Genomic DNA, 13,354 nt, shown 5'->3' with positions numbered 1-13,354 from the left:
TGTCCCGGTGTACACACTTTTCCGCGGAATTTACCTTCCCCAGAGGCTGTCCGAGCGTGGCCACCGCTCGTTGACGGCGCAGCGGACGCCTGTGATACAGGTCACAGAAATCGGAATGTCGAGTACGGCGACCGCCGGCCGACGCCTGGGTGAAAGCACACGACAACCCGATGTCAGGCAGCGAAAGGGAGATCGACCATGAAGCTCACCTTGCACACGTTTCTCAGCGTCGACGGCGTCATGCAGGGCCCAGGCGGACCCGACGAGGACCGAAGTGGCGGCTTCGAGCGGGGTGGCTGGCTGGTCCCGTACTCCGACGAGGGCATGGGCGAGATCGTCAGCGACTGGTTCACCCACGCCGAGGCGATCCTGCTCGGCCGCACCACCTACACGATGATGCAGGCCTTCTGGTCCCAGGTGACCGATCCGGACAACCCGGTGGCGGCCGCGCTCAACAACCTGCCGAAGTACGTCGCGACGTCGACCGCGCTCGAACCGGCCTGGAACAACAGCACGGCGCTGACGGACAACGCGATCGAGCAGATCCGCGACCTCAAGAACAAGCCCGGCGGCGAACTCCAGGTGCATGGCTCGTGCGGGTTGGCCCAGTCGCTGCACCAGGCCGGGCTGATCGACGAGTACCGGCTGCTGACGTTCCCGGTCGCCGTCGGCACCGGCAAGCGCCTCTTCGGCGACGGCGCCCCGGCGTCCGGCTTCACCGTGGTCGACAGCCGCATCACCCGCACCGGTACGACATACGTCGCGCTCCAGCCGAAGCCGTTCCACGTCGGCGACATCGAGGTAGAAGACGGCAAGGAGAAGGAGATTCTCTGAGCCCCTGGTACTGCTGCCAGGAGCTGGCCCGCGCCTTCATCGACAACAACTAGTACTCCGGACGGCGGTGGCCGGGACATCGGTCACCGCCGTCGGGTTCCTCAGAGCACCAGGACCTGGCGGATGGAGGTGCCGGCCGCGAGCATGTCGAAGGCCTCGTTCAGGTTGTCCAGGGAGACCGTCGAGGTGAGCAGCCGGTCGACCTGCAGGCGGCCGGCTTTGTAGAGGGAGATGTAACGAGGAATGTCGCGGCTGGGAATCGCGGAGCCCAGGTAGGAGCCTTTGAGGGTGCGCTCCTCGGCGACCAGGCTGACTGCGGGGATGCTCAGCATTTGTGAGGGATGCGGGAGTCCGACCGTGACGGTGGTGCCGCCTCTGCGAGTGGCTGCGTAGGCCTGGCCGAGGACGGCTGCGCTGCCGACGGTCTCGAAGGCGTAATGCGCGCCACCGGCCGTCGCCTCGCGCACCTGCTCGACCACGTCGTTGCTTCGGGCATCGACCGCGTGGGTGGCGCCGAGTGAGAGTGCGAGCTCGAGCTTCTCCGGTACGACGTCGACCGCGACGAGCGGATGCGCGCCGACCAGTTCAGCCCCGAGCAGGGCCGACAGCCCGACGCCGCCGAGGCCGAAGACGACTGCGCTCTGGCCCGCTTGGACCCGGGCTGTGTTCACCACGGCACCGACGCCCGTCATCACCGCACACCCGAAGAGCGCGGCGATCTCCGGTGGCAGGTCGGGGTCGATCTTCACGGCCGACCGCGCCGAGACCACCGCGTGATCGGCAAAGCCGGAGACGCCGAGGTGGTGGTGCACCTGACCCGGCAGATCTTCACCCAGCTGGCCGAGTCGGTGCGCGCCGGAGAGCAGGGTGCCTGCGGTGTTGGCCGCTGCTCCTGGCTCGCACAGCGCCGCGCGCCCTTCCGCACAAGGGCCGCAGGCGCCGCACGCTGGGACGAACGCGAAGCCGACCGTGTCGCCAGGGGCGAACCCCTCGGCCTCCGACTGGACCACCTCACCGGTCGCCTCGTGGCCGAGCAGCATCGGCATCAGCCGCGGCCGGGAGCCGTCGATCACCGAGAGATCCGAGTGGCACAACCCGGCCGCACGGATCCGGACCAGCAGCTCCCCCGGGCCCGGCGGAGCCAGCTCGACCTCTTCGATCCGTAGCGGCCGCGACTCGGAGTACGGACTGGGTAGTCCCATCTCCCGCAGTACTGCGCCTCGCACGATCATCCGGTGATTCCTTCCAGCGCGGCGCGGAGCCGGTCGGGCAGCGCGACCGGGCGGCGGTTCTCGCGATCTACGAACACGTGCACGAAGCGGCCGGTGGCGGCGGGCTCGTCCGAGCCCGCGCGGAACAGCCCGATCTCGTAGTGGACGCTGGAGTTGCCGAGCTTCGACACCCGCAACCCGGCATCCACCGTCTGCGGGAACGCGAGCGACTGCTTGAAGGTGCAGGCCGACTCGACACACAGCCCGATCACGTCCCCGCGATGGATGTCGAGCTCACCAGCCCGGATCAGGAACTCGTTGATCACCGTGTCGAAGAAGCTGTAGTACTCGACGTTGTTCACGTGCCCGTAGACGTCGTTGTCCTTCCAGCGCGTCGTGATCGCCAGGAAGTGCGCGTAGGAGCTCCGATCCATCCGCCCACCATAAGGTGCAGAAGTTGACGTACCTCCTGATCCCACGCGCGGGTTGCACGCCCTGGCACCGGCACCCGCTGACCGCCGAACTCGAACGCCGCGGCCGGCACGTCATCGCGGTCGACCTCCCCTGCGACGACGACTCCGCGGACCTCGGCACGTACGTCGATACCGTCGTCAGCGGCTGCCGGGATCGACAGGGCGCGCGGAACCTACGGTGGCGTAACTTACGGTGCCGTAGGGTGGGGGGACCCGACGACAAGGAGACCCCGGTGACCGACAAGCTGGTGACGAACCTGCTGCACGAGCTGGAGCCTGTCGTCGAGCAGAATCTCGAGCGGCACCTGGCCATCACCAAGGACTGGAACCCGCACGACTACGTGCCGTGGAGCGAGGGCCGCGACTTCGCCTTCCTCGGCGGCGAGGACTGGGCGCCGGAGCAGTCGCGGCTGGACCCGGTCGCCAAGGTCGCGATGATCACCAACCTGCTGACCGAGGACAACCTGCCCTCGTACCACCGGGAGATCGCCACCCAGTTCGGCCTCGACGGCCCCTGGGGCACCTGGGTCGGCCGGTGGACCGCCGAGGAGGGCCGGCACGGGATCGCGCTGCGCGACTACCTGGTGGTCACCCGCGGAGTGGACCCGGTCGAGCTCGAGAACGCCCGGATGGCGCACATGACCGCCGGTCACGTGGTCGAGAAGAACATGCTCGAGGCGATCGCGTACGTCAGCTTCCAGGAGCTCGCCACCCGCGTCTCGCACCGCAACACCGGCAAGGCCACCGGTTGCCCGATCGCGGACCAGTTGCTGGCCCGGATCGCGACCGACGAGAACCTGCACATGATCTTCTACCGGAACCTGGTCGCGGCTGCCTTCGAGTCCGCTCCGAACGAGACGATGCGAGCCGTCGTCAACGAGGTGCGCGACTTCTCGATGCCGGGCGCCACGATGGAGGGGTTCGCCCGGAACTCGGTGACGATCGCAAAGGCAGGCATCTACGACCTGCGGCTGCATCACGACGAGGTCGTCGCGCCGATCCTTCGGATGTGGAAGGTGTTCGAGCGCGACGACCTGAGCGGCGACGGCGCCAAGGCCCGCGACGAGCTGGCCGAGTTCATGGCCGCCCTCGACGCGCAGGCAAGCCGTTTCGTCGAGCAGCGTGCCCGCCTGCGGGAGCGTCAGGCCGCTCGCGCCGAAGTCTGAGTCAGGGACAGCTTCGCCGTACTGCGTTGTAGCGGTGGGCTGAGGCGTTCTGCTGGGCCAGCCGGCGGAGGGCCAGGAGAACCGGTCCACCTAGGGCGGTGAGCAGCACTGTGGTCTCCACTGTGTGCTGGCGATCGCCCGAGGGTAGGTGGGCAACCTCTGCCTCGGCGGTTTGCTGGGCGGTGGTGGCGTAGGTCTCGAGCAGGTCGTCGTCCAGCTGATACCCGACCTTCTCCAACGCGTCGAGGGCACTGGCGAGGAGTGCACGGTCGCGGGACTCCTGGTCGACCTGCCAGTCGTGGTCCTTGAGGAGTCTGTCCACCCGGGCAAGCGAGTCCGGACTGGCTTCGATGGTGTCGGGGAGCAGGGCATTGTGGGCCGCGCCGAGCACCTCGTGCATCTCGCGCGACTCCTCGTCGACCGCGGTGAGCACGCCGCGGATCCGGGCGAGCGACAGGCCGCCCGCCTCCGCCAACGCGCGGATCAGCCGCAGCCGGCGGACGTGCGACTCGTCGTACCGGGATCTGGTGGCGCCGACCGACTCGCCGGGCGGCAGCAGGCCCTCGCGCAGGTAGTACTTGATCGTCGCCACGGGGACGTCCGTCCGCCGGGACAGCTCCGCGATCCACATCCGGTCCTCCTCTTGACTTTTGGAGAGTATCACTTTCCAATATTAGAGAGCTTGGGTATCCAAAAGAGGAGATCGAGATGTCAGTGGTCGAGGGACGGCAGACGGCGGCGTACGAGGGCGACCTGGTGGTCTTCCTGATCGGGATGCGGGTGAACTCGCTGCGCGCCTGGCGGCAGTGGATCCCGGTCGCGAAGGCGATGGGGCCGATGCTGCGCGAGTTGAGCGCTGACCCGGAGAGCGGGCTGCTCGGCTTCCGGAGCTTCCCCGGGCTGCGGAGCGTCACGATGATCCAGTACTGGGAGTCCGTCGAGAAACTGCAGGCGTTCGCGAATGATGCGCAGCGGACGCATCGGCCGGCGTGGACCGAGTTCTACAAGCACGCGTACAAGGGCAACACGGTCGGCATCTGGCACGAGACGTACGTCGTCCCGGCCGGACACACCGAGACGATCTACGGCAACATGCCCCTGCTCGGCCTCGGGAAGGTCTCGGGCGTCATCCCGGTGAACTCCCGGGGTCGCACTGCCGCCGAACGGCTGAGCACCAAGCACTAGCTCGGAGAAGTGGTTGAGGCGGGCGGGGTTGCGGTGGGGGCTGTGGTTACAGTGCTGGCGTGCAGTTCTTGCGGGATCTTGGGCGGTTGCTGAGGCGGGGTGACTTCCGGCGACTGTTCGCTGTGCGGTTGACCTCGCAGTTCGGCGACGGGGTGTTCCAGGTCGCGCTCGCGTCGTACGTGCTGTTCTCGCCGGAGCGGGCGCCGGACGCTGCCGCCATCGCGGGGCTGTTCGCCGTCGCACTACTGCCGTACTCCGTGCTCGGCCCGTTCACCGGAGTGCTCCTCGACCGGTGGTCCCGCAGGCAGATCCTCTTCGGGGCGAACCTGACCCGGGCGGCGCTGGTCCTGGTGGTCGCCGCGATTGTTGCTGTCGGCAACGCGGGAGTGCCGTTCTACCTGGCCGTGCTGCTGACTCTCGGGGTGAACCGCTTCCTGCTGTCCGGGTTGTCCGCGGGTCTGCCGCACGTGGTCGACACCGACGAACTCGTGATGGCGAACGCCGTCACGCCGACCTCGGGCACCGCGTTGTTCCTGATCGGCGGTGGCGTCGGGGCCGGCGTGAAACTGATCTCCGACTCCGACCTGGTAGTCCTCGCTACGACGTCCGTCGTCTACCTGGCGGCGGCTCTGCTGGCCCTCCGGCTGGGCCGGTACCAACTCGGGCCCGACCTGACCGGCCGGCGGCCCGGAGTGGGCGAGGCGATCCGGGGTATCGCGGCCGGCTTGATCGACGGCGCCCGGCATCTGAAGGAGCGGCGTCAACCGGCCCTCGGGCTGGCTGCGATCGGCTCGCTCCGGTTCTTCTTCGGACTCGTGACCGTCGCGATGATTTTGCTGTACCGCAACCGCTTCTACGGCCCGGACCAACTCGACGAGGCCTTCGGCGCACTCGCGCTGGCGACCGGTGCGGTCGGAGCCGGCCTGTTCCTCGCCGCCCTCGTGACTCCCTGGGCGACCCGGGCGCTGACCTTGCGCCGATGGATCACCGTGCTCTTCGTCGCGGCCGGCGTGGTCACGGCGGTCCCGGGGGGTCTGTACACCCAGCCCGCGATCCTGGTGGCGGGATTCCTCACCGGCTTCTGCGCGCAGGGCGTGAAGATCAGCGTCGACACCCTCGTCCAGACGGGTATCGAGGACGTCTACCGCGGCCGGGTCTTCTCCCTCTACGACATGATCTTCAACGTCGGGCAGGTCTCCGCCGCCGCACTCGGCGCCGTGATCCTGCCCGACGACGGGAAGTCCTACTCGGTCCTCATCTTCGTGGTTCTCGGCTTCCTGCTGACTGCTCTCGCCTATTCACGCCTCTCCGCCAAGGACCCGCTTCCGGCCACGTCCTAGATCAGGTCCCCCGCAAGGCAGTGATCGGCTGGATCGCCGAGGCCTTCCAAGCGGGGTACGTGCCGGCGATCAGGCCGATCACCGCGCCCAGCAGCGGTGCTCCGAGCGACAGCCGACTGTCGAGGATGGGCGTCCAGTCCCGGAACCACGAGACGCCGACCGTCAGCAGTACCCCGACCGCCGTCCCCAGCAGACCACCCAGGAACCCGACGATCACACTCTCCACCAGGAACTGCGCCGCCACGTGTCGACGCGCGGCTCCGAGAGCGCGGCGCAGGCCGATCTCCGAGACGCGTTCCAACACGGACAGCAGGGTGACGTTGGCGATACCCAACCCGCCGACCAGCAGCGCGACCGCCCCGAGCAGCAGGAACAGCGCGTTCAGGTCGGACTCCACACCCTTGCGGACGCCACCCTGCTTCGGCGGCGCGTCCACCTTCAGCGCGCTCGGGTTGTTCGGGTCGATCGCGACCGGCGCCTGCCCGGCGATCAGTTGGGCCGCGCCGACCGCAGTACGGATCTCGACCGCGTCCGGGGACTCCAGGTCGTAGGCCAGCTTGGCCGCGCCGTTCGGCATGATCACCGCGTCGAGCAGTTCGGCCCGGCCGCTGACCGAGTCGAGAATGCCGATCACGGTGTACGCCTGGTCCCCGACGAAGATCGCCGGCTGCGAGTCGACCCGGTTGATGCCGAGCCGCTCCGCCGCATTCTTGCCCAGGACGACGACCCGGTCACCGCGCTTGTCGTGCCCGGCGTCGAAGAACCGGCCCGTCGTCAGGCCGCCGCGGACCGCGTCGAACAGGCCTGGCGAGCCCGCCATCACCTGCAGCGCGTGCCCTTCCTTCTGGCCATCCAGCCCGGCGACGCTGCGGACCAGGTCGTCCCCGACCTCGAGCTGACTCACCGTGCCTGCCGCGTCCACGCCGTTCAGCCGGGCGATCCGCTCCGGCGCGTCCCACGGCAACTGGGTCGCGGCCTCACCTTCCTGCCCACCTTTGTCATCCGGCTGTACTACGACCCGGGTGGCGGCGGCCAGGTCGAAGCGCTGGGTGATCTGGCCGGCCGCGGTCTGCCCGAGCCCGACTGTTCCGACCAGCGCGGCGATGCCGAGCACGGTGCCGAGGGTGGTCAGGATCAACCGCGTAGGCCGAGCGGCGACGCCCGCCAACGCTTCGTCGAGCAGATCCCGTACCGCGGGACCGCGCGTCAACCGTTTCCGCCGTGATCCAGCGCCCCGCCGTACGACGCCCGCGAGCGCGAGGCGGGTACGACGGAGCAATTTGGCGGAGCGGGAAGTGGACGGCCCGCCGGCGGGATCCGGGGGGCCTGCTGGTGGGGTCACCACTGGAGGGTCCCGTCGACGATGCGGACCTGGCGCTGGGCGCGTCGGCTGACGTTGTCGTCGTGGGTGATGACGGCGAGCGTCATGCCCTCGTGGTGCAACTCGTCGAACACTTCGAGGATCGCCTCCGCGTTGGCGCTGTCGAGATTGCCGGTGGGTTCGTCGGCGAGTAGCAGACTCGGCTCGGCCACCAGCGCCCGGGCGATCGCCACCCGTTGGCGCTCACCACCGGAGAGCGTGGTCGGCGCGAAGTCCATCCGATGCGCCAACCCGACCCGTTCGAGGGCCACCCGGGCTCGGGCGATCCGCTCGCGCCGCGGCACTCCGACGTACACCATCGAGAGCGCGACGTTCTCCAGCACCGTGCGGTGATCGAGCAGGTGGAACGACTGGAACACGAATCCGATCCGCTCGCCCCGCAGTACTGCGCGACGTCGTTCGCGCAGGCTGAGGGTGTCGACGCCGTCGAGGCGGTAGACACCGCCGGTCGGGTTGTCGAGCAGCCCGAGCAGATGCAGCAGGGTCGACTTGCCGGAGCCGGACGGGCCGACGATCGAGAGGTACTCCCCCTGCCCGATGGTCAGGTCGACCTCCCGGATCGCCTGCACCTCGGGTGGTCCGGGGAAGAACCGCCGGACGCCGATCATCTCCACCACCGGCGCCGGCAACGCGACCGCCGTGGCGCTCATCGGCCGACCACCACTTGGTCGCCCTCGGTCAGCTTGGCATCGCCCGAGGCGGTGACCTGGGCGTAGCCGTCCGCGGAGAGCCCGACCGTGACCGGGATCAGCTCGACCTTGCCGTCCCGCAGTACTTCGACGCGGGAGCCGCCGTCGGAGCCTGCTGACAACGCGGCGAGCGGGACGGCGAGGACCTTGCCGTTGGTGCTCTTCACCGGGATGGTCACCCGGACATTCGCCTCGCGGAGGCGTTCCAGCTGGGTCGCGGTGAGGGTCTTCGGCGCGACCACCACGTCGAACTGGTCCGCGTTCCGGGTGATCCGGCGGACCGTGGCGGCGATGAGGCTGCCGTCGCCGAGGTCGAAGCTGGCCGGCATCCCGACCTTCAGCCGTTCCTTCGTCGCAGCGTCCACCTTGACGGTGACCACGAGCGAGGCGCCGCTGACCGACATCACCACACCGTTCACGGTGCCACCGCGCTCGACTTTCACGTCGTCCACTCGGCGCGGCAGCGTCTTCACGAAGACGACCTCCGACACGGGCAGCGGAGTACCGGCCTTGAACTCGGCTTCGGCGAGCGCCTCCCGGGCATCGTCAAGGTTCTCCTCCGCGTCGTCGACCGCGCCCTGCTGGACCGAGGTGTCGCCATTGCCCGGGCCGGCCTTGGCCTGCTTGAGCGCCGCCTGCGCCTGGCGGAGCTGGTTCTTCATCGCGTCGACGTTCTTGTCCGCGCCTTCCACCGCCTGCTTGAGCTGCTCGTCCGGCTCGGGCGCCTCGTACCCGGCCGACTCATAGAGCTCCTCGACCGCACGCGCAGTGCTGCTGTCGTACTTCGTGTCAACGGTGCCCGGGTCGAACCCCAGCTTGTCCAGGGTCTGCTCGAGCTGGAGCACGTCCGGCCCCTTGGAGCCCGGGGTGAGCGTGCGATACATCGGCAGGACGCCCGGCAGGCCGATCACCGGACGCCCCGCGATCTCCAGCAGCGCCTTGCCCGCCTGGATGGTGGAGCCGACCTTCGGCACCTTGCCCGTCACCACGGCCGGGGTCTGCAGCCCGCTCGTCTCGACCCGGACGTTCACGGCTCCGTCGAACGAGGTGTCCCCGCGCGCGACGACCTTGCTGGACAGCGCCTTCTTCTCCACCGGCACGGTGATCTGGGAAGCCTTCGGCGGAGCGGTCTTGGCGGCCGCGTCCTCCGGTGACATCAGCCGGCTGCCGGCGGCGACACCCACGCCGAGCGAGAACGTCGCCACCGCGGAGACCCCGACCAGGACGCGCCGGCGCGACTTGGGAGAAGCGGTCACCGTTCCGCCATTCCGTCGCGGTACGCCTCGAGCTCGGCCTTGTGCGAGGCGACGAACTCCGTCTCCTGCTCGTACTGCGCCTTCTTGTACGGCTCGTCGTACACCTTCGCCTTGCAGCCCTGGTCCGCCTTGGCCAGCTCGATCTCGAACTTGCGCAGGTCCGCCAGCTTCTGCGCGTCGACCTTGTCGAAGGACGGCGGGCCGACCGCGGTCACCTTGCCCTTCTTGGGCGTCGCCCCGCCGGTAGGGCCGCCGTTGTCGTTGCCGGTCAGCTCGTCGAGCTTCTGGCTGACCTTCTCGCGCGGCTCGTCGGTCTTGTTGAACCCGGCGTGCCCGGCGTCAGCCAGGCAGTCGGCCCAGGCCGCGGTGGCGTCGACCACGCGCTGGTCGGACTCGATCCGCTTCCGCAGCGCGTCGATATCCTTGAAGAGCGACTCGTACTTGCTGAAGTCGGCCAGCATGTCGCGCTTGCCGTAGACCTCCTCGACCGCCTTGCCCCGGCAGCCCATGTCGGTCGGGCCGGTGCTGCTGCTCTTGCCGTCCGACGGCACCGCGATCACGTTGCCGTCGCCGGTCGCGTTCGGCCCGTTCAGCGCCTTGTCGTAGGCCTTCTTGGCGGTCGCGGACAGCGCGTTGCGGATCTTGGTGTTGGGGTTGGTGTCGTCCTCGCCGCCGGGCTTCGACCAGTCGATCGTGCTGATGCCGTAGCCGTACTGCTCGGCGAACTTGTCCGGCGGCAGGTTGAACGCGTCGTCGAACTTGGACTTGGGGTTCGACTCCGGCGGCACCGCGACGTACTCGAATCCCGCCGCCTTCATACAGGCGGCGGTGCCGTCCTCCACCTTGCGCTGCTTGGCCAGCTCCTCCTCCGACGAGCCCTGCCCGCCGCCGGCCCGGACCGCGATCCGCATCCCGCCGCCGGAGCTGCTCATGAACCCGTCACCCATGTACTCCGCGAGCGGACTCTTCTCGCCCTGGTCCTCGTTGCCCGAGGCACCCGGGTCGTTGGTGCCACCGCAGCCGGCCAGCGCCAGCACGGCGACCAGAGCTAGTGCCGCCCGCGCCGAAGTGTGTCCTACGCGGGGCACTGGTGCTTTCCGTGTGGTTTTCATGGCCTGGAGCCTGGCGGCGGGGCCGTGAAGAACCTGTGAAGGACCGATCAGCACCCGATGCTCTCAGCCGATCTTCATCGAAATCTCATGAAGATCAGTCATGGTCGTTGCATGCCAGCCCGGATCCTCGTCGCCGAAGACGACCGGAAGCAGGCGGAGCTGATCCGGCGCTATCTCGAGCGAGAGGGCCATCTGACCGTCGTGGTGCACGACGGCCGGGCCGCCATCGACGAGGCCCGCCGGCGCAGCCCCGACCTGCTGGTGCTCGACGTGATGATGCCGAAGGTCGACGGCCTCGACGTCTGCCGCGTACTGCGGGCCGACAGCGCGGGTGGCGGGGATGTCCCGATCATCATGCTGACCGCCCGCTCCACCGAGGACGACCTGCTGCTCGGCCTCGACCTGGGCGCGGACGACTACCTGACCAAGCCGTACAACCCGCGCGAGCTCGTCGCCCGGGTCCGCACCGTACTGCGCCGTACCCGGAGCCGCTCCGAGGGCGAGGTGTACCGGGTGGGCGGGCTGGAGATCGACCCGGTCCGGCACGAAGTACGGCTGGACGACGAACTCGTCGAGGTCACGCCGGCGGAGTTCAAGATCCTCGCCTGCCTGGCCGCGTCCCCCGGGCGGGCGTTCTCCCGCCAGCAACTGCTCGAGCATGCCTTCGGGTTCGACCATTACGTGTTCGACCGGACGATCGACGTGCACGTGATGAACCTGCGCAAGAAGATCGAGCCGGAACCCGCCAGCCCGGCGTACCTGAAAACCGTGTACGGGGTGGGCTACAAGCTCGCCGACAAGGTGGTGACCTCGGATGCGTCGTAGTGTCCTGCTCCGGTTCCTCGGGCTGTCCCTCGCGGTCGCCCTGGGCGCCGTCATCGCGACCGCGGTGATCGCCACCTACAGCACCTCGGAGAAGCTCCAGGGCGAGATCGCCGAGAACGCCTCCCAGCTGCAGACCGACGGCGAGATCTACAGCCGGCTGAACGAGTACGCCGGCGAGCACCCGACCTGGTCCGGCGTGGACAAGGTGGTCAAGCAGCTCGCCGACGAGACCGGCCGGCGGATCGCGGTGACCGACCCCGACGGCACGGTGATCGCCGACTCCGCCCGGTTGCTCGGCGCCGGTCCCGAGCTCCCCTCGATGCCGGCCGCAACGATCGACGTGCGCAACGAGGGCAACGCGCTCTTCACCAAGGCGTCCGCGGCGATGGCCACCAACCGTATGCCGCCGGGCAAGGCGGAGGCCAGGGTGATGATGAGCGCGCCGTACCTGATGTCCCCGAGCTGGGGGCTGACCGATCAGGAACGCCGCGAGCGAGACCGGCTGGCGGACCAGGCGGTCGCCTGCTACCAGTCCAAGGGCACCACCGCGACGGTCTCCAAGGGCGGCGGCGAGGGTCCGCAAGTGATCGTCGAGTCCGGGGGGACCGTCGATGGCATGTCCGTCACGCAGGTGATGAAGGTCGGCACCGCCCCGGTCGACGACGAGTGCATGCCGGCCGAGCTGAACGCCCCGAGTGCCAAGGCGTTGATGATCAACCAGGACGAGGTACGGCGTGCCGTCTCCTGCCTGAAGGCAGCCGGGGAGCCCTTCTCCCTCAGCTCCTACAAACCCGCGGGCCTGCAGACGGTGGTGCCGGCGAACACCGACCAACCGTTCTCCCAGACCATGATCGAGTGCACCTCGAAGGCGCGCTCGGACGCGCTCACGCCGTACGTCGCTCCGGAGGCGCGGCTCTACCTCGGGGCCAAGAACGCGTTCAACGTCTTCTCCGGCGAAGGACTCCTCCGTACTGCGGCCACCGCGCTCGGCGTGCTCCTCGTCGCGGCGCTGGTGATGGTGTTCGCGGGGCGCCGCCTGGTCCGGCCGATCCTGGCGCTGACGGGTGCCGCCCAGCGGATGACGAACGGGGACCACGCCACCCGGGTTCCGGTGACCGGCAAGGATGAAGTGGCTCGGCTCGGGCACGCGTTCAACGCGATGGCGGAGTCGATCCAGCACCACGATCACCAGCGCAAGGCGATGGTCAGCGATGTTGCCCATGAGCTGAGGACACCGCTCGCCAACATCAAGGGCTACCTGGTCGCGTCCGAGGACGGGGTGGTCGCCCTCGACCAGGCGCTGGTGAGCTCGCTGCTGGAAGAGGCCGGGCTGCTCGAGCGCCTGGTCGTGGATCTGCAGGATCTGGCTCTCGCCGATGCCGGGAAGCTCCGGGTGCATCCCGAGCTGCGAGATCTCTCCGAGCTGGCGCAGCAGGTGGTCTCGGCTCATCGGCCGGCCGCCGAAGCAGCCGAGGTCACGTTGATCGCCGAGGTGAACGGGCCGGCGCCCGCCGTGGTGGACAACGCCCGCGTCCGCCAGGCGCTGGGGAATCTGGTCTCCAACGCCATCCGGTTCACCCCGTCGGGCGGGAAGGTGGTGGTCGGCGTACGGCGGGCAGGTGACGGCTACAACCTGACGGTCGTGGACAACGGGACCGGGATCGCCACGGAGCATCTCCCGCATCTGTTCGACCGGTTCTACCGGGCCGAGCATTCCCGCAGCCGGACGACCGGTGGCAGCGGGCTGGGCCTTGCCATCACCAAGCACCTGGTCGAGGCGCACCAGGGAACCATCGCCGTCACCAGCAAGCCCTCCCAGGGCTCCACCTTCACCATCCACCTGCCGAGCCGCCCGTTCCCGCCCGACAAGGCTTGACCTGAG

Annotated in this window: 13 protein-coding genes; 6 read left to right on the top strand and 7 right to left on the bottom strand. The window is 68.9% G+C overall.

Features of this window, described 5'->3' with window-relative positions:
* Positions 1-198 precede the first annotated feature (198 nt).
* Positions 199-834, top strand: coding sequence for a dihydrofolate reductase family protein (locus EV648_RS19170; protein WP_132293252.1), 636 nt, complete (start codon positions 199-201; stop codon positions 832-834).
* A gap of 101 nt (positions 835-935) precedes the next feature.
* On the opposite strand, the gene EV648_RS19165 is transcribed toward EV648_RS19170, so the two are convergent.
* Both EV648_RS19165 and EV648_RS19160 read right to left on the bottom strand, forming a co-directional pair.
* Entirely contained in the window at positions 936-2,066 is a 1,131-nt protein-coding gene (locus EV648_RS19165) for a zinc-dependent alcohol dehydrogenase family protein (RefSeq protein WP_132293249.1), read from the bottom strand.
* Complete coding sequence (locus tag EV648_RS19160) at positions 2,063-2,479, bottom strand: thioesterase family protein (protein ID WP_132293246.1); 417 nt, start codon at positions 2,477-2,479, stop codon at positions 2,063-2,065. The genes EV648_RS19165 and EV648_RS19160 overlap by 4 nt, the downstream gene beginning before the upstream one ends.
* 272 nt (positions 2,480-2,751) lie before the next feature.
* On the opposite strand from EV648_RS19160, the gene EV648_RS19155 reads away from it, so the two are divergent.
* Positions 2,752-3,684 (top strand): acyl-ACP desaturase, encoded by a 933-nt coding sequence (locus tag EV648_RS19155; protein WP_132189883.1) that lies wholly within the window; start codon positions 2,752-2,754, stop codon positions 3,682-3,684.
* A 1-nt stretch (position 3,685) separates the two neighbouring features.
* On the opposite strand, the gene EV648_RS19150 is transcribed toward EV648_RS19155, so the two are convergent.
* Positions 3,686-4,315 (bottom strand): MerR family transcriptional regulator, encoded by a 630-nt coding sequence (locus tag EV648_RS19150; protein ID WP_132293243.1) that lies wholly within the window; start codon positions 4,313-4,315, stop codon positions 3,686-3,688.
* Between the two features lie 77 nt (positions 4,316-4,392).
* Here EV648_RS19150 and EV648_RS19145 point away from each other — a divergent pair, with 77 nt between their 5' ends.
* A complete protein-coding gene (locus EV648_RS19145; protein ID WP_132293240.1) occupies positions 4,393-4,869 on the top strand; it encodes a DUF4188 domain-containing protein in 477 nt (158 codons plus the stop codon).
* A gap of 59 nt (positions 4,870-4,928) precedes the next feature.
* Positions 4,929-6,209 carry an MFS transporter gene (locus tag EV648_RS19140; RefSeq protein ID WP_199234695.1) on the top strand — a complete coding sequence of 427 codons (1,281 nt, stop codon included), beginning with the start codon at positions 4,929-4,931 and terminating at the stop codon, positions 6,207-6,209.
* Between the two features lies 1 nt (position 6,210).
* On the opposite strand, the gene EV648_RS19135 is transcribed toward EV648_RS19140, so the two are convergent.
* The 4 genes from EV648_RS19135 to EV648_RS19120 all read right to left on the bottom strand — a co-directional run bounded on the left by EV648_RS19135 (position 6,211) and on the right by EV648_RS19120 (position 10,647).
* Positions 6,211-7,419 carry an ABC transporter permease gene (locus tag EV648_RS19135; protein WP_132293237.1) on the bottom strand — a complete coding sequence of 403 codons (1,209 nt, stop codon included), beginning with the start codon at positions 7,417-7,419 and terminating at the stop codon, positions 6,211-6,213.
* A 128-nt stretch (positions 7,420-7,547) separates the two neighbouring features.
* The gene (locus EV648_RS19130) at positions 7,548-8,240 is read right to left on the bottom strand and encodes an ABC transporter ATP-binding protein (RefSeq protein ID WP_132293235.1); all 693 of its coding nucleotides are present in this window, start codon (positions 8,238-8,240) and stop codon (positions 7,548-7,550) included.
* A complete protein-coding gene (locus tag EV648_RS19125; protein WP_132293232.1) occupies positions 8,237-9,535 on the bottom strand; it encodes a peptidoglycan-binding protein in 1,299 nt (432 codons plus the stop codon). The genes EV648_RS19130 and EV648_RS19125 overlap by 4 nt, the downstream gene beginning before the upstream one ends.
* Positions 9,532-10,647 (bottom strand): hypothetical protein, encoded by a 1,116-nt coding sequence (locus EV648_RS19120; protein ID WP_132293229.1) that lies wholly within the window; start codon positions 10,645-10,647, stop codon positions 9,532-9,534. Before EV648_RS19120 ends, EV648_RS19125 begins: the two co-directional genes overlap by 4 nt.
* Positions 10,648-10,758: 111 nt before the next feature.
* Here EV648_RS19120 and EV648_RS19115 point away from each other — a divergent pair, with 111 nt between their 5' ends.
* The gene (locus tag EV648_RS19115; RefSeq protein WP_132293226.1) at positions 10,759-11,472 is read left to right on the top strand and encodes a response regulator transcription factor; all 714 of its coding nucleotides are present in this window, start codon (positions 10,759-10,761) and stop codon (positions 11,470-11,472) included.
* Positions 11,462-13,348, top strand: a complete 1,887-nt coding sequence (locus EV648_RS19110) for a cell wall metabolism sensor histidine kinase WalK (RefSeq protein WP_132293223.1) — start codon at positions 11,462-11,464, stop codon at positions 13,346-13,348. Before EV648_RS19115 ends, EV648_RS19110 begins: the two co-directional genes overlap by 11 nt.
* Positions 13,349-13,354 lie beyond the last annotated feature (6 nt).

Origin of the sequence: Kribbella sp. VKM Ac-2568 (assembly GCF_004345365.1) — a bacterium.
Taxonomy (GTDB): domain Bacteria; phylum Actinomycetota; class Actinomycetes; order Propionibacteriales; family Kribbellaceae; genus Kribbella; species Kribbella orskensis.
This window is presented reverse-complemented; position numbering and strand designations above follow the sequence as displayed.